This window comes from Enterobacter sp. ZOR0014 (genome assembly GCF_000798855.1).
Classification (GTDB): Bacteria; Pseudomonadota; Gammaproteobacteria; order Enterobacterales; family Enterobacteriaceae; genus Enterobacter; species Enterobacter kobei.
The window spans coordinates 1-15,936 of record NZ_JTLF01000315.1 but is presented as its reverse complement, the minus strand read 5'-3'; the positions used below and the strand labels follow the sequence as shown (position 1 = coordinate 15,936).

The 15,936-nt window shown below is 56.8% G+C and carries 14 protein-coding genes; 11 read left to right on the top strand and 3 right to left on the bottom strand.

All coding sequences use genetic code 11. The features are described 5' to 3' along the window. Both pdxJ and acpS read left to right on the top strand, forming a co-directional pair. Window positions 1–734 (top strand): pyridoxine 5'-phosphate synthase (gene pdxJ, locus L977_RS17565; protein WP_231563617.1); only part of this gene is annotated, 734 nt, incomplete at its 5' end. Continuing rightward, complete coding sequence (acpS, locus tag L977_RS17560; RefSeq protein WP_014884843.1) at window positions 734–1,114, top strand: holo-ACP synthase; 381 nt, start codon at window positions 734–736, stop codon at window positions 1,112–1,114. The genes pdxJ and acpS, both read left to right, overlap by 1 nt. Here acpS and L977_RS17555 read toward each other — a convergent pair. Both L977_RS17555 and L977_RS17550 read right to left on the bottom strand, forming a co-directional pair. Continuing rightward, entirely contained in the window at window positions 1,111–1,371 is a 261-nt protein-coding gene (locus L977_RS17555; RefSeq protein WP_047626390.1) for a YfhL family 4Fe-4S dicluster ferredoxin, read from the bottom strand. The genes acpS and L977_RS17555 overlap by 4 nt on opposite strands. A gap of 56 nt (window positions 1,372–1,427) precedes the next feature. Continuing rightward, the gene (locus L977_RS17550; protein WP_014884841.1) at window positions 1,428–2,276 is read right to left on the bottom strand and encodes a MurR/RpiR family transcriptional regulator; all 849 of its coding nucleotides are present in this window, start codon (window positions 2,274–2,276) and stop codon (window positions 1,428–1,430) included. Window positions 2,277–2,394: 118 nt separating this feature from the next. Between L977_RS17550 and murQ the strand changes: the two genes are divergently transcribed. Genes murQ through tadA form a run of 4 tightly spaced genes read left to right on the top strand, consistent with a single transcriptional unit; the run spans window position 2,395 to window position 5,864 of the window. Next, window positions 2,395–3,288, top strand: a complete 894-nt coding sequence (gene murQ / locus L977_RS17545) for an N-acetylmuramic acid 6-phosphate etherase (RefSeq protein WP_045281164.1) — start codon at window positions 2,395–2,397, stop codon at window positions 3,286–3,288. Between the two features lie 11 nt (window positions 3,289–3,299). Beyond that, window positions 3,300–4,661, top strand: coding sequence for a PTS transporter subunit EIIC (locus L977_RS17540; protein ID WP_047626389.1), 1,362 nt, complete (start codon window positions 3,300–3,302; stop codon window positions 4,659–4,661). A gap of 3 nt (window positions 4,662–4,664) precedes the next feature. Further along, window positions 4,665–5,300, top strand: a complete 636-nt coding sequence (gene yfhb, locus L977_RS17535) for a phosphatidylglycerophosphatase C (RefSeq protein ID WP_023331092.1) — start codon at window positions 4,665–4,667, stop codon at window positions 5,298–5,300. Window positions 5,301–5,324: 24 nt separating this feature from the next. Further along, entirely contained in the window at window positions 5,325–5,864 is a 540-nt protein-coding gene (gene tadA, locus L977_RS23305) for a tRNA adenosine(34) deaminase TadA (protein ID WP_052192649.1), read from the top strand. Here tadA and mltF read toward each other — a convergent pair. After that, window positions 5,752–7,302, bottom strand: a complete 1,551-nt coding sequence (mltF, locus tag L977_RS17525; RefSeq protein ID WP_014884836.1) for a membrane-bound lytic murein transglycosylase MltF — start codon at window positions 7,300–7,302, stop codon at window positions 5,752–5,754. The genes tadA and mltF overlap by 113 nt on opposite strands. A gap of 268 nt (window positions 7,303–7,570) precedes the next feature. On the opposite strand from mltF, the gene purL reads away from it, so the two are divergent. The 5 genes from purL (at window position 7,571) to glnB (ending at window position 15,885) form a co-directional block, all read left to right on the top strand. Beyond that, window positions 7,571–11,458 carry a phosphoribosylformylglycinamidine synthase gene (gene purL, locus L977_RS17520; protein ID WP_047626385.1) on the top strand — a complete coding sequence of 1,296 codons (3,888 nt, stop codon included), beginning with the start codon at window positions 7,571–7,573 and terminating at the stop codon, window positions 11,456–11,458. Window positions 11,459–11,990: 532 nt separating this feature from the next. Continuing rightward, entirely contained in the window at window positions 11,991–13,418 is a 1,428-nt protein-coding gene (gene qseE, locus L977_RS17515; RefSeq protein ID WP_047626384.1) for a two component system sensor histidine kinase QseE/GlrK, read from the top strand. A gap of 1 nt (window position 13,419) precedes the next feature. Beyond that, window positions 13,420–14,157, top strand: coding sequence for a two-component system QseEF-associated lipoprotein QseG (gene qseG / locus L977_RS17510; RefSeq protein ID WP_023337635.1), 738 nt, complete (start codon window positions 13,420–13,422; stop codon window positions 14,155–14,157). Then, window positions 14,144–15,481 carry a two-component system response regulator GlrR gene (gene glrR / locus L977_RS17505; protein ID WP_014884832.1) on the top strand — a complete coding sequence of 446 codons (1,338 nt, stop codon included), beginning with the start codon at window positions 14,144–14,146 and terminating at the stop codon, window positions 15,479–15,481. Before qseG ends, glrR begins: the two co-directional genes overlap by 14 nt. A 65-nt stretch (window positions 15,482–15,546) precedes the next feature. Beyond that, window positions 15,547–15,885, top strand: coding sequence for a nitrogen regulatory protein P-II (gene glnB / locus L977_RS17500; protein ID WP_003860685.1), 339 nt, complete (start codon window positions 15,547–15,549; stop codon window positions 15,883–15,885). Window positions 15,886–15,936: the final 51 nt, after the last annotated feature.

Here is a 15,936-nt window from a genome sequence, read left to right as displayed (position 1 = left end):
GAACATCTGAATTACTGTTAGGCGTCAATATTGATCACATTGCCACGCTGCGTAACGCACGCGGCACGGCTTATCCCGATCCGGTTCAGGCGGCATTTATCGCCGAACAGGCTGGCGCCGACGGCATTACCGTTCACCTGCGTGAAGACCGCCGCCACATCACCGACCGCGACGTGCGTATTCTGCGTCAGACGCTGGATACGCGCATGAATCTGGAGATGGCGGTCACGGAAGAGATGCTGGCGATTGCCTGCGAGACTCAACCCCATTTCTGCTGCCTGGTGCCGGAAAAGCGTCAGGAAGTGACCACCGAAGGCGGTCTGGATGTGGCTGGGCAGATCGATAAAATGCGCGATGCCTGCAAACATCTGGCGGATGCCGGTATCCTGGTTTCCCTGTTTATCGATGCCGACTTCGCGCAGATCAAAGCCGCAGCGGACGTTGGCGCGCCGTATATCGAAATTCACACTGGCTGCTATGCCGATGCCAAAAACGATGCTGAGCAAGCCAAAGAGCTGGAGCGTATTGCCAAAGCGGCCACCTACGCGGCGAGCCTGGGGCTGAAGGTTAACGCCGGACACGGCCTGACCTACCATAACGTTAAGGCTATCGCTGCCCTGCCGGAGATGCATGAGCTGAATATCGGTCATGCGATTATTGGTCGTGCGGTGATGAGCGGCCTGAAAGAGGCGGTCTCAGAAATGAAACGCCTGATGCTGGAAGCGCGTCAGTAATGGCCATTCTGGGCTTAGGCACTGATATCGTTGAGATAGCCCGCATAGAAGCGGTGATCGCCCGTAGCGGCGAGCGCCTGGCAAGACGCGTGCTCAGCGATAACGAATGGGCCATCTGGGAAGCGCATCAGCAGCCGGTGCGCTTTCTGGCAAAACGTTTTGCGGTAAAAGAGGCGGCAGCCAAAGCGTTCGGTACGGGCATTCGTAACGGCCTGGCGTTTAATCAGTTTGAAGTATTTAACGACGAACTGGGCAAGCCGCGCCTGCGGTTATGGGGCGAGGCGCAAAAGCTTGCTGAGAAACTGGGCGTGAATCACATGCATGTGACGCTCGCGGACGAACGTCACTACGCCTGCGCAACGGTGATTATTGAAAGCTAGAGTTTGTCCGCGTGGTGCAGCAGGACAAACTTATCCCACAGCTGCTCTTCACCCTCAACGTGTGCCGGATCCTTCAGGATGGTATTCGGGATCGGGCACACTTTCTGACAGGTCGGCGTTTCATAGTGGCCGACGCATTCGGTGCAGCGGTCGCTGTTAATCTCATAAATGCTGTCGCCCATCGAAATCGCCTGGTTCGGGCATTCCGGTTCGCACATATCGCAATTGATGCATTTTTTGGTAATTAACAGCGCCATCAGGAAATTCTCAGAAACATCACAAACAGGGCGGGCATTATACGCTCATTCCTTACTCAGACCAGTTTTTTTACCAGCTCTTCACTATGGCGAATGCGCTCTGGCGCCCGCTCTAAATCCTGCTGCACCAGCGCCATAAACAGCAGGTCCGTCAGCATCATTTGCGCACTGGTTGACGAGATCGCCGCGCTGCGCGTGGCCTGCTCTTCGGCAATGGTATACAGACAGCGCGTGGCCCGCTGTTGCAGGGCATTCGGGGTGAACCCGGTGATGGCGAGGATTTTGCCGCCGACGCGCAGCACTTCGTCCGTTGCCATGTTAATCTCGCGGCGCTCACCGGAATAGGAGATGGCCAGCAGCAGATCTTCAGGATCCATCGCCTGCACGGTCGCCAGCAGGGCGTGCATATCCTGCTCGACAATCGCGTTAAAACCGATTTTGGTCAGCTTCCAGCCAAAATTACGCGCCACCAGGCCGGATGCGCCAATACCGGTTAAAATAATACGCCGCGCCGCTCGCAGCATCGCCACGCTTTCCAGTAACTTCTCTTCGGTATTCACGTCGAGGGTGGCATGCATGGCCGCAACGTTCTCTTTAATCAGCTTTTCCCCGACCACACGCATTGGATCATCCCCGCGGATCTGGTTATGCACCGGCATAGATTGCGGGTTGGGATTACTCACCAGCGCTTCGCTAATTGCCAGCTTAAGGGCAGGGAAGCCTTTAAAACCGATCTTCTGGGCAAATTTCACCACGCTTGACTGACTTACCCCGGCTTCGCTTGCCAGCTGTTGCGAGCTGAGATGACGGGCGCGGTCAGGCTGAGAAAGCAGAAAGTCCGCCAGTTTTTTGTCGCTTTGAGCAAAGCCGGCGTAGCGCTGGCGAATGCGAATTAAACAGTTCATAAGTACTCCCGGCGGAAATGTGATTGTCTACGCAAATACGAATTTTGCTCGCCTGAATGAATTTTATATTCCATTATAGTGTGATTATTATGAATTAAAAATTCTTGAGGTACAAAAAATGAATCTTGGCTCACTTGTTTCTGAAACGCGTAACCCGCAAACCATGGATCTGGATGCGCTCTCTACTCTGGAGCTGGTTAACCGTTTTAATCAACAGGATACGCTGGTCGCTCAGGCAGTGAAAGAGACATTACCTGAGGTAGCGAAAGCGGTCGATGCGGCGGCGGAAGCCCTCAAAGCAGGTGGCCGCATTATCTACATGGGCGCCGGTACCAGCGGCCGTCTCGGCGTGCTGGACGCCTCCGAATGTCCGCCAACGTTTGGCGTGCCGCATGGGCTGGTGGTCGGGTTGATTGCGGGGGGGCCTGGTGCACTGCTGAAAGCCGTTGAAGGGGCGGAAGATAACAAACAGCTGGGTGAGGATGACCTGAAGGCACTTACTCTGACGGCGAACGATCTGGTCGTCGGGCTGGCGGCATCCGGGCGCACGCCGTACGTCATTGGCGGTCTGGAATACGCCAACCAGACCGGCTGCACGACGGTCGCCATCTCCTGTAACCCCGGCTCTCCAATCGCTCAGGTGGCCGCCATCGCCATCTCCCCGGTTGTCGGGCCAGAAGCGCTCACCGGCTCCACGCGCCTGAAATCCGGTACCGCGCAAAAGCTGGTGCTCAATATGATCTCCACCGGTGCGATGGTGAAGTTCGGCAAGGTGTATCAGAACCTGATGGTGGATATGCAGGCCACTAACGTCAAGCTGGTGGACAGAGCCTGCCGTATGGTGATGGAGGCGACAGGCGCAAGCCGTGAAGAGGCACAAGCGGTACTCCAACAGACCGATCACGATGTTAAACCCGCCATATTGATGATCTTAAGTGGGCTGGATGCGGCGGCCGCGCGAGCCAGACTCGATGCGCATAATGGCTTCTTACGGGCGGCATTAGAAAACTAACAGAGGCGTGTATGGACAAAACAGCAGCGCTCGCCAGCGATATCCTGCGAGGGATCGGCGGAGAAGAGAATATTCAGCGTCTGGAAAACTGCATGACGCGCGTGCGCGTCGAGGTGCATAACGACGACCAGCTGGATGTGCCGGGCCTGAAGAAGCTTTCCGGTGTCAGCGGTTACGTGAAGCAGGGGCAGCAGCACCAGCTGATCGTCGGGCCGGGGAAAGCGGCGCAGGTGGTTGATGCCATGCGCGCGCTGATGGGCGGCGGCGCGAGTGTGACGCTCGACGATGCTGCGCGCACCAAAGCGCAGGCGAAGGCGAAATACAAAGCCCCCATGAGCGACGCGCTACGACAGCTGGCAAATGTCTTTATCCCGCTGATCCCGGCGTTTATTGCTTCCGGCTTGATCACCGGGATTATCAATATTCTCAAGCGTCCGGATATCGTCGGGGACTTTGCCACCCAGTATCCGAACCTGTTAGGTATTCTGGGGATCTTCGGCAGCGCGGTGTTTGCCATTATGAACATTCTGGTCGGGGTGAATACTGCCAAAGTGTTTGGCGGTTCGCTGGCGATGGGGGGCGTGATGGCGGGCATTCTCTCCAGCCCGCAGCTGTCGCAAATTACGCTGTTTGGCGAGGCGCTCCAGCCTGGTCGCGGCGGGGTGATTGCCGTGCTGCTGGTGGTCATCCTGATGTGCTGGATTGAGAAAAGACTTCGCGCGGTATTGCCCGGCTCGATTGAACTGATCCTCAACCCGCTGCTGACCACGTTAATTACCGGTAGTGTGGCGATTGTGGTTCTTCAGCCATTAGGGGGATGGATCTCTGATGCCATCGCTCATGGCGCGTCTCTGGCCATTGACCGCGGCGGTTTGTTAGTGGGGGCGGTGCTGTCAGGCACCTTCCTGCCGCTGGTGCTGACCGGTCTGCATCAGGGACTGGTGCCGATCCACGTCGAACTGGTGCAGGCGCACGGTTACAACGCGCTGTTGCCTATACTCTCAATGGCGGGGGTGGGGCAGGTCGGTGCGGCGATTGCCGTACTGCTGAAAACCCGCAACGCACGCCTGAAAAAAGTGATTAAAGGCGCGCTTCCGGTTGGATTGCTCGGCATTGGCGAACCGCTGATTTTTGGCGTCACGCTGCCGCTGGGTAAACCGTTCCTGGCTGCCTGTCTGGGCGGCGCGGTCGGCGGGGCGCTCATCAGCTACTGGAAAGTTGCTACCGTCATTACGTTTGGTCTCTCCGGTTTGCCGCTGGCGTTAACTATCGTGACCGGAAAAGTGATGCTCTATCTGTTAGGCTATTCTGTAGCGGTGATCGCCGGGTTCCTGTTTACCTGGCTGTTAGGATTCAACGACCCAGAGGAGTAAGGTTTGGCAAATCACGAGCGTCGCGTTGTCTTTTTCGATCTGGATGGAACGCTGCATCAGCAGGATATGTTTGGTACGTTTATGCGCTACCTGCTGCGGCGCCAGCCTCTGAATGCGCTGCTCGTCTTACCGCTGTTACCGGCGATCGGCATCGCGCTGCTGGTGAAAGGCCGGGCGGCGCGCTGGCCGATGAGCCTTCTGCTCTGGGGATGTACGTTTGGCCACAGCGAAGCGCGGCTCAAACAGCTAGAAAAGGAGTTTGCGCACTGGTTTCGCGGTCATGTTGCCGCGTTCCCGGTTGTACAGGCGCGCCTCACCAGTTACCTCGACGCCAACGATGCCGACATCTGGTTGATCACGGGCTCCCCGCAGACGCTGGTTGAACAGGTTTATTTTGATACGCCCTGGCTGCCGCGCGTGAATCTTATCGCCACACAAATTGCCCGTGGTTACGGCGGCTGGGTACTGAGTATGCGCTGCCTGGGGCATGAAAAAGTGGTGCAGCTGGAGAAACGCATCGGCACGCCGCTGCGTCTCTACAGCGGCTACAGCGACAGCAAACAGGACAACCCGCTGCTCTATTTTTGCCAGCATCGCTGGCGCGTCACGCCCGCAGGCGAACTTCAGCAACTCGAATAGTCTTATCTATAGCGGGTGTGTATAATGCCGCCCGCTTTTAGACTGGAGTATCAACCGTTGTGCAACCCTGAACGCGATCATGAATACTGGATGCGCCATGCGCTTACGCTTGCCCAGCGCGCCTGGGACGAGGGAGAAGTGCCCGTGGGTGCCGTGCTTGTCCACAATAACCAGGTGATAGGGGAAGGGTGGAACCGCCCGATTGGCCGTCACGATCCGACTGCGCACGCTGAAATCATGGCCCTTCGTCAGGGCGGAATGGTGCTGCAAAACTATCGCCTGCTCGATACTACGCTGTATGTGACGCTTGAGCCGTGCGTGATGTGTTCTGGGGCGATGGTGCATAGCCGGATCGGTACGCTGGTCTTTGGCGCGCGTGATGAAAAAACCGGAGCGGCCGGTTCGCTGATGGACGTGCTGGGCCATCCAGGGATGAATCACCAGGTGAAAACTATCGGTGGGGTACTTGCACCAGCGTGTTCGGCGCTATTAAGCGATTTCTTTCGAATGCGCCGTCAGCAGAAAAAGCAACAAAAGGCAGAATTGAAGTTGTCGGACGATTAAGCTCGTCCGGCGCCACAACCGGATAACTCTCAGCCAGCTGTCTTGCCTCTGTCGCCTCTTTTTCTTTCTCGAGCAGATAGCCGACCAGGCTAATCTGATACTTACGGATATTTTCCACGTAGGCGTAGGCTTCATGTCCGCGCGCGTAGCCGTAAGTCAGCTTGTTATACCACGGCTTCTGGCTTAGCAGCGGCAGACGTTGCTTTACGTCTGACCAGCTGTCCGGGTTACCTTTCGTTTTCGCGGTCAGCGCCCGCGCGTCAAGCATATGCGCGTAGCCCATATTGTAGGCTGCCAGCGCAAACCAGATCCGTTCCTCTTCCGGCACCGTTTCCGGCACTTTGGCCATCATATCCTGAAGATAGCGAGCCCCGCCGCTGATGCTCTGTTCCGCATCGGTACGGTCATTCACGCCCAGGCTCAGCGCGGTATTTTTGGTTAACATCATTAAGCCACGCACGCCGGTCGGTGAGGTGGCCTGGGTGTCCCAGTGGGACTCCTGATACGAAATAGCCGCCAGCAGTTTCCAGTCAATCTCCTGGGCGTATTTTTCGAATAATGGCTGCAGGTCTGGCAGGACGCTATCTACCGCGCGCAGGAAGCTACGGGTGTCAACATAGTCAAAGTCATCACCGTGGCCGAGATATTTTTCCTCCAGCCGCGCCAGCGTGCCGTCTTCATTGATGGTGTTATAGAAATCGAGCATGGCCGCAGAAAGAGTCTGATCGTCATCGAGCTGACTAAACCAGGTCACCGGCTGCTCGTCGGTAACGTCGAGCGCTACGGCAATTTCAGGATGCACGCGCTGGAACAGACTGATCGCAACCGAATCGGCAATGGTGTAGGGCAGTTTCTGATCTTTTACCTGCTCCAGCAGCTCCGTTGTGCCCAGTTTCGGATCAACCTTCCAGCTCAGGTCGGGGTATTTCTTCTCTTTCAGCTCACGCAGATCCTCAATCACCACATGGCCGGGCGCAATGGTCAGCTGTTGATCGTTAATGGAGGCCAGCGTGCGTGGCCGCAGACTCCCGACGCGATAGACCAGCTGTTGCGAAACGGAGTAATAGGTCGGGCCCGGTTGATAGTTTTTGCTACGCTCACTGTTATAGACCAGACCGGCTGCCAGTATGTCGGCATCGTTGTTATCAAGGTCGTCGAACAGCTGGTTGATATTCTGGCGAACGGTAATTTTAAGCTTCACGCCAAGATAATCGGCGAACTGCTGCGCCAGTTCATAATCAAGGCCAATAATTTTGCCGTTAATGTCGCTGTAAATCAGCGGAGAGTTGAGCGTACTGACGCGCAGCTCCCCCCGCTCCTGAATGGCGGCGATACGGTTTTCGGCTTTACCGAACCAGGGGATGGAAGGCCAGAGGGCCACTGCCAGCAGCAACGTAACAATGCCGATGAGCAGATAATTAATCTTTAATTTTTTCAATTAGTTAATTCTCTGCGACGCCGGTTGCCTCAGTATGCTGTAGCCATGTTTGATAATCAGGTTTGCCATTGAATGAGCGGCATTTTGCGTAAACTTGCGCCACTTGGCAACCAATTAGAGAGACAGGTCACATCTATTGCTAAATGTCTCCGCCAATTTTATTTCCACGCAAACGGTTTCGTCGGCGCTCAGGATTCTCTATAATGACGCCCGTTTTCCCCCCTTGCGCACACTGAAAGCGCCCCGGCGCTTCGAAGACGAGAGACTTATGATGGAAATTCTGCGTGGTTCGCCTGCACTGTCTGCCTTCCGTATTAACAAACTGCTGGCACGTTTTCAGGCGGCCGACCTTCCGGTAAGCAATATTTACGCTGAGTATGTCCATTTTGCTGACCTGAATGCCCCCCTGAATGCAGAGGAGCGCGTACAGCTGGAACGCCTGCTCAAGTATGGCCCAAATCTGAGTAGCCATACGCCAACCGGCAAACTGATCCTTGCGACGCCGCGTCCGGGCACCATCTCCCCCTGGTCTTCTAAAGCCACCGACATTGCCCACAACTGCGGCCTGAGCCAGATTAACCGTCTGGAGCGCGGCGTGGCCTACTACGTTGACGCCTCGACCCTGAGCGACGCGCAGTGGCAGGCGGTTGCCGCCGAGCTGCATGACCGCATGATGGAAAGCGTGTTTGCCTCTCTTGATGACGCACAGAAGCTCTTCTCCCACCATCAGCCTGCGCCGGTACAAAGCGTAGACCTGCTGGGGCAGGGCCGTCAGGCGCTGATTGACGCTAACCTGCGTCTCGGCCTGGCGCTGGCAGAAGACGAAATCGACTACCTGCAGGATGCGTTTGTTAAGCTGAACCGCAACCCGAACGACATCGAGCTCTACATGTTCGCGCAGGCCAACTCCGAGCACTGCCGCCATAAAATTTTCAACGCCGACTGGATTATTGACGGCGAACAGCAGCCTAAATCGCTGTTCAAAATGATCAAAAACACCATGGAGCAAACCCCCGACCACGTGCTGTCTGCCTATAAAGACAATGCCGCGGTGATGGAAGGCTCCGAGGTTGGGCGCTATTTTGCTGACCACGCTACCGGTCGTTACGACTTCCATCAGGAGCCTGCGCATATCCTGATGAAAGTGGAAACCCACAACCACCCGACGGCAATTTCCCCGTGGCCGGGTGCGGCCACCGGTTCAGGCGGTGAAATCCGTGATGAAGGTGCAACGGGACGTGGTGCGAAACCAAAAGCGGGCCTGGTTGGTTTCTCCGTCTCCAACCTGCGCATCCCGGGCTTTGAGCAGCCATGGGAAGAGGATTTCGGCAAGCCAGAGCGCATTGTGACCGCGCTGGATATCATGACCGACGGTCCACTGGGCGGTGCGGCATTCAACAACGAATTTGGCCGTCCGGCACTGAACGGCTACTTCCGTACCTATGAAGAGAAAGTGGACAGTCACAACGGCGAAGAGCTGCGTGGCTATCACAAACCGATCATGCTGGCGGGTGGGATCGGCAATATCCGTGCCGATCACGTTCAGAAAGGCGAGATCGTGGTTGGCGCGAAGCTGATCGTGCTGGGCGGCCCGGCGATGAACATCGGCCTGGGCGGCGGCGCGGCATCCTCCATGACCTCCGGTCAGTCAGATGCGGATCTCGACTTTGCTTCCGTTCAGCGCGACAACCCGGAAATGGAGCGTCGCTGCCAGGAAGTCATCGACCGCTGCTGGCAGCTGGGCGACGCGAACCCGATTCTCTTTATCCATGACGTGGGCGCGGGCGGTCTGTCTAACGCCATGCCGGAGCTGGTGAGCGATGGCGGTCGCGGTGGCCGCTTCAACCTGCGCGATATCCTGAGCGATGAGCCAGGCATGAGCCCGCTGGAGATCTGGTGTAACGAATCCCAGGAACGTTATGTTCTGGCGGTTGCAGCGGATCAACTGCCGCTGTTTGACGAGCTGTGCCGCCGCGAGCGCGCGCCGTATGCCGTCATCGGCGAAGCGACCGAAGAGAAGCACCTGACCCTGAGCGACACCCATTTCGACAACCAGCCGATCGATCTGCCGCTGGACGTTCTGCTCGGTAAAACGCCGAAGATGACCCGCGACGTGCAAACGCGTAAAGCAGCGGGCAAAGCGCTGGATCGCCAGGGCATCACCGTTGCAGAAGCGGTCAACCGCGTGCTGCACCTGCCGGCGGTGGCAGAGAAAACCTTCCTGGTCACCATTGGCGACCGTACCGTAACCGGTATGGTCTCGCGCGATCAGATGGTCGGCCCGTGGCAGATCCCGGTCGCAAACTGTGCCGTAACCACCGCGAGTCTCGACAGCTACTACGGTGAAGCGATGGCCCTGGGCGAACGCACGCCTGTGGCGCTGCTGGACTTCGCCGCGTCCGCCCGCCTGGCTGTGGGGGAAGCGCTGACCAACATTGCCGCGACGCAGATTGGCGATATCAAACGTATCAAGCTCTCCGCTAACTGGATGGCCGCTGCCGGTCACCCTGGCGAGGATGCGGGCCTGTATGAAGCCGTGAAAGCGGTGGGCGAAGAGCTGTGTCCTGCGCTTGGGCTGACCATTCCGGTGGGCAAAGACTCCATGTCGATGAAAACCCGCTGGCAGGAAGGCAACGAGCAGCGCGAGATCACTTCTCCGCTGTCGCTGATCATCTCCGCCTTTGCGCGCGTGGAAGACGTACGTCACACCGTGACGCCGCAGCTTGCGACCGAAGACAACGCCCTGTTGCTGATTGACCTGGGTAAAGGTCACAACGCGCTGGGTGCCACGGCGCTGGCGCAGGTTTATCGTCAGCTGGGTGATACACCGGCCGATGTGCGTGACGTGGCCCAGTTAAAAGGCTTCTACGATGCAATTCAGGCGCTGGTGGCGCAGCGTAAGCTGCTGGCCTACCACGACCGCTCCGACGGCGGCCTGCTGGTCACGCTGGCAGAGATGGCCTTCACCGGCCACTGTGGTGTGGAGGCGAATATTGCCTCTCTGGGTGAAGACCGCCTGGCAGCGCTGTTCAATGAAGAGCTGGGCGCGGTGATTCAGGTGCGTGCGGCAGACCGCGATGCGGTTGAAGCCATTCTTGCGCAGCACGGTCTGGCAGACTGCGTACATTATCTGGGTAAAGCCGTACAGGGCGACCGCTTTGTCATTGAAGCTGACGGTCATGCCGTCTTCAGCGAAAGCCGCACCACGCTGCGTATGTGGTGGGCGGAAACGACCTGGCAGATGCAGCGCCTGCGTGATAACCCGGAATGTGCCGATCAGGAGCATAACGCGAAGGCTAACGACAGCGATCCAGGCCTGAACGTGAAGCTCTCCTTCGACATCAACGAAGACATCGCCGCGCCGTACATTGCGACGGGTGCACGTCCGAAGGTGGCCGTGCTGCGCGAGCAGGGCGTTAACTCCCACGTTGAAATGGCGGCTGCCTTCCACCGTGCGGGCTTTGACGCCATCGACGTTCACATGAGCGATCTGCTGGCCGGGCGTACCGGTCTGGAAGATTTCCAGGCGCTGGTGGCCTGCGGTGGTTTCTCTTACGGTGACGTACTGGGCGCCGGTGAAGGCTGGGCGAAGTCCATTCTGTTTAACAGCCGCGTGCGCGACGAGTTCGAAACCTTCTTCCACCGTCCGCAAACGCTGGCGCTGGGCGTGTGTAACGGTTGCCAGATGATGTCCAACCTGCGCGAGCTTATCCCGGGCAGCGAAGCCTGGCCGCGCTTTGTGCGTAACCAGTCTGACCGCTTTGAAGCGCGCTTCAGCCTGGTGGAAGTGACACAAAGCCCATCTCTGCTGCTGCAGGGCATGGTCGGATCACAGATGCCAATCGCCGTGTCCCACGGTGAAGGTCAGGTAGAAGTGCGTGATGCAGCACATCTGGCTCAGCTTGAAAGCAAAGGTCTGGTGGCGCTGCGCTTTGTCGATAACTTCGGCAAGGTCACCGAAAGCTATCCGGCTAACCCGAACGGCTCGGTCAACGGTATTACGGCAGTCACCAGCGAAAGTGGTCGTGCAACCATTATGATGCCGCACCCGGAGCGCGTGTTCCGTACCGTGAGCAACTCCTGGCACCCGGAAAACTGGGGCGAGGACAGCCCGTGGATGCGTATCTTCCGCAATGCGCGTAAACAGTTGGGTTAAGATGTAAAGCAGGTACCTTCCAGGCCCGGTAAGCGTAGCGCACCGGGCTTTTTTATGCGTGTCGCAAAATTGCGACAAAGACGGTTTGCGACTGTCTCCAAAAGGAGACATTTAACTCATTGATTTATATATGGCAGAACAGGTTCCTGTTAAGGTGTTGCTTAATAGCGACACTTAGCCTGAAAATCATTCAAACGATAATGAACAGGTGAAGTTGGTAAAATGTTTATATATCAATGCGTTAATGTTTTGTTTTGCATTCTGGCACGAGTGTTGCATAATATTAACCAGTGGCTCATTCACCTTCTTATGTCAGCCCCTTCGGGACGTGCTACATAAATTTCGAATGACGCACAAAAAGGTGCCTGCCGTCCAACTACTGATCATAGCGATGCTTTATCAGGCCAGGGCGAAACGTCGAGTTAGGCACCGCCTTATTCCATAACAAAGCCGGGTTTTTACCCGGCTTTGTTGTATCTGAAGGGCAGACTCAGTTACGCTCTGCGTAAACCCCCATGAAGAGAGTAATGCGTTGAAACGCTGGCCCGTTTTTCCCCGCTCCCTGCGACAGCTCGTGATGATGGCCTTCCTGCTAATCCTGCTGCCATTGCTGATCCTCGCCTGGCAGGCGTGGCAAAGCCTTAACGCGCTGAGCGCTCAGGCCGCACTGACTAACCGCACCACGCTTATCGACGCCAGACGCAGTGAAGCGATGACCAACGCCGCGCTGGAGATGGAGCGTAGCTATCGCCAGTACTGCGTGCTTGACGATCGGACGCTGGAAAAGGTTTACCAGAGTCAGCGCAAGCGCTACAGCGAGATGCTGGACGCGCATGCGGGCGTGTTGCCCGACGACAAGCTGTATCAGGCATTGCGTCAGGATCTGAACGATCTTGCGCAGCTGCAATGCCACAATAGCGGGCCGGATGCCGCCGCCGCCGCGCGTCTTGAAGCGTTTGCTGCCGCCAACACCGAGATGGTGCAGTCAACCCGCACGGTCATTTTCTCTCGCGGTCAGCAGCTGCAGCAGGAGATAGCCGAACGCGGGCAGTTCTTCGGCTGGCAGGCACTGGTGCTTTTCCTGGTGAGTCTCGGGCTGGTTCTGCTCTTTACCCGTATGATCATCGGCCCGGTGAAGGGCATTCAGCGTATGATCAACCGTCTTGGAGAGGGGAAATCGCTCGGGGATTCGGTTTCCTTTAAAGGCCCGCGCGAGCTGCGCTCCGTTGGTCAGCGTATTATCTGGCTGTCTGAGCGTCTGGCGTGGCTGGAATCCCAGCGTCATCAGTTCCTGCGCCATATTTCCCATGAACTGAAAACGCCGATCGCCAGCATGCGTGAAGGAACGGAGCTGCTGGCAGACGAGGTGGCAGGGCCGCTAACGCCAGAACAGAAAGAAATTGTTGAGATTCTGGATGCCAGCAGCCGCAACCTGCAAAAGCTGATTGAACAGCTGCTGGATTACAACCGCAAGCTGGCTGACGGGGCGGTCGTTCTTGAAGAGGTCGAGATTGCGCCGCTGGTGGATATGGTGATCTCCGCCCATAGCTTGCCAGCAAGAGCTAAAATGATGCATACCGGGGTGGAGTTGAGTGCGCCTGCCTGTCTCGCTGAACCGATGCTTTTAATGAGCGTTCTGGATAATCTTTACTCCAATGCGGTGCACTATGGTACTGAATCCGGTAACATTTATATCCGAAGTTATACGATGGGTTCCCGGGTGTTTATTGACGTCGCTAACACCGGCACCCCGATCCCTGATGACGAAAAAACCATGATCTTCGAACCCTTTTTCCAGGGGAGTCATCAGCGGAAGGGTGCGGTAAAAGGAAGTGGTCTGGGCTTAAGCATCGCCCGGGACTGCATACGACGCATGCAGGGTGAGCTAAACATTGCCACGGACGAACGTGCGGATGTTTGCTTCCGTATTGAACTGCCCCTGAGCCGGAAAAACCAATAAAATGAATCTAAGTCTGGTGAGTATGTCACACGTCTTTTTCCGCGCCGTACGCGCGGTGTTTTCCAGCAACACATTTCGCCTGGGTTTACCCTGTTTATTTCTGGCAGGGTGCGTTTCCCATGCGCCACAAAGTGCGATAAGCGGTAAACAAGAAGATAAATGGCCGGATAACCAGCTGGCGGATTTCCTCTCTACCCGCTGTGACGATATCTGGAATTTGTCAGGGCATGATGTCGAAAATAATCCGCTGTTCTGGCTGCGCGGAATAGATTGTGCCCAGCGTCTTGCGCCGGTGGATGCCCGTTCGAAAGCGGCGATGCTGGATGACGACACCTGGCAGGACGCTTTCAAGCGTGGAATTCTACTGGCCGATGCGAAAATCACCCCCGTCGAACGTCGGGCTAATGTGACCCGGCTGGATACCTTTACGATCGCGCTCCCGGTACAGGTACGACCGGTATACCAGCTCTGGCGGGATGGTCAGACCTTACAGCTTCAGCTGTCTGAAGAGCGCTCTCGCTACAGCAAGCTCCAGCAGTCCACCGACAGCGAACTTGATACGCTGCGTCAACAGCAACAGCATTTACGCACTCAGCTGGATACCACGACGCGCAAGCTGGAAAACCTGACCGATATCGAAAGACAGCTCTCGTCGCGCAAATATCAGCCTGGTAGCGCATCCGCAGCACCGGACAGCGACACGCAGAAACAAGAGGATGTGAAGCATGACGAGCCGTAAACCTGCCCATCTCTTACTGGTGGATGACGACCCCGGGCTGTTAAAGCTGCTGGGGATGCGTCTGGTGAGTGAAGGCTACAGCGTAGTGACTGCGGAAAGCGGACAGGAAGGGCTGAAAGTCCTTAGCCGCGAGAAAATTGATCTGGTCATCAGCGATCTGCGGATGGACGAAATGGACGGTCTGCAGCTGTTCGCGGAGATCCAGAAGCAGCAGCCGGGCATGCCAGTGATTATCCTGACGGCACACGGGTCAATTCCGGATGCCGTCGCCGCAACCCAGCAGGGCGTATTCAGCTTCCTCACCAAGCCGGTAGATAAAGACGCACTCTACAAAGCCATCGACAGCGCGCTGGAGCACGCGGCACCCTCTGGCGACGACGCATGGCGTGAATCCATTGTGACCCGCAGCCCGATCATGCTACGTCTGCTTGAGCAGGCGCGGATGGTCGCCCAGTCCGACGTCAGCGTGCTGATTAACGGCCAGAGCGGAACCGGGAAAGAGATCCTGGCGCAGGCGATCCATAACGCCAGCCCGCGCAGCAAAAATGCCTTTATTGCCATTAACTGCGGTGCGCTTCCGGAACAATTGCTTGAGTCCGAACTGTTTGGTCATGCCCGTGGCGCCTTCACCGGCGCGGTAAGCAGCCGGGAAGGGCTGTTCCAGGCCGCGGAAGGCGGCACGCTGTTCCTCGACGAGATTGGTGACATGCCTGCGCCGCTACAGGTCAAACTGCTGCGCGTGCTTCAGGAACGTAAAGTGCGCCCGCTGGGCAGCAACCGCGATATTGATATTAACGTACGAATTATTTCCGCCACCCACCGCGACTTACCAAAAGTGATGGCGCGCAACGAGTTTCGTGAAGACCTCTACTACCGTCTGAACGTGGTGAATCTCAAAATCCCGGCACTGGCGGAGCGTGCTGAAGATATTCCGCTGCTGGCGAATCACCTGTTGCGTCAGGCGGCCGATCGCCATAAACCGTTTGTCCGCGCGTTTTCCACCGATGCGATGAAACGGCTGATGGCGGCCAGCTGGCCGGGTAACGTTCGCCAGCTGGTAAACGTGATTGAGCAGTGTGTGGCGTTGACGTCATCGCCCGTTATCAGCGATGCGCTGGTGGAGCAGGCGCTGGAAGGGGAAAACACGGCCTTGCCGACGTTCGCCGAAGCGCGTAACCAGTTCGAGCTGAACTATCTGCGCAAGCTGCTGCAGATCACCAAAGGCAACGTGACCCACGCAGCGCGAATGGCCGGACGCAACCGCACCGAGTTTTACAAGCTGCTCTCACGCCACGAGCTGGAAGCAAACGATTTTAAAGAGTAATGCCGTATGGTACTGTGAGCAATCGATTACGAGGCAGCTTACAGGCAAGCGTTTAAGGACCCACCATGAAAAAGATTGATGCGATTATTAAACCTTTCAAACTGGATGATGTGCGTGAAGCGCTGGCGGAAGTCGGCATCACCGGGATGACCGTGACGGAAGTGAAAGGTTTTGGTCGTCAGAAAGGCCACACCGAGCTTTATCGTGGCGCAGAGTACATGGTCGATTTTCTGCCGAAAGTGAAAATTGAAATCGTGGTCAGCGATGACATCGTCGATACCTGCGTGGATACCATCATCCGCACGGCGCAGACGGGCAAAATTGGCGACGGTAAAATCTTCGTCTTTGACGTGGCGCGCGTAATCCGTATCCGTACCGGCGAAGAAGACGACGCCGCGATTTAACGATGCCAACGGTTTTGAAGGCCGGGTAAGGCGTAGCCGCCACCCGGCGAA

What these genes read in the sequence shown, in the direction of transcription:
- acpS (WP_014884843.1), top strand. Translation starts at nt 734, where the DNA reads ATGGCCATTCTGGGCTTAGGCACTGATATCGTTGAGATAGCCCGCATA.
- L977_RS17555 (WP_047626390.1), bottom strand. Translation starts at nt 1,371, where the DNA reads ATGGCGCTGTTAATTACCAAAAAATGCATCAATTGCGATATGTGCGAA.
- L977_RS17550 (WP_014884841.1), bottom strand. Translation starts at nt 2,276, where the DNA reads ATGAACTGTTTAATTCGCATTCGCCAGCGCTACGCCGGCTTTGCTCAA.
- murQ (WP_045281164.1), top strand. Translation starts at nt 2,395, where the DNA reads ATGAATCTTGGCTCACTTGTTTCTGAAACGCGTAACCCGCAAACCATG.
- L977_RS17540 (WP_047626389.1), top strand. Translation starts at nt 3,300, where the DNA reads ATGGACAAAACAGCAGCGCTCGCCAGCGATATCCTGCGAGGGATCGGC.
- tadA (WP_052192649.1), top strand. Translation starts at nt 5,325, where the DNA reads ATGCCGCCCGCTTTTAGACTGGAGTATCAACCGTTGTGCAACCCTGAA.
- purL (WP_047626385.1), top strand. Translation starts at nt 7,571, where the DNA reads ATGATGGAAATTCTGCGTGGTTCGCCTGCACTGTCTGCCTTCCGTATT.
- qseG (WP_023337635.1), top strand. Translation starts at nt 13,420, where the DNA reads ATGAATCTAAGTCTGGTGAGTATGTCACACGTCTTTTTCCGCGCCGTA.
- glrR (WP_014884832.1), top strand. Translation starts at nt 14,144, where the DNA reads ATGACGAGCCGTAAACCTGCCCATCTCTTACTGGTGGATGACGACCCC.
- glnB (WP_003860685.1), top strand. Translation starts at nt 15,547, where the DNA reads ATGAAAAAGATTGATGCGATTATTAAACCTTTCAAACTGGATGATGTG.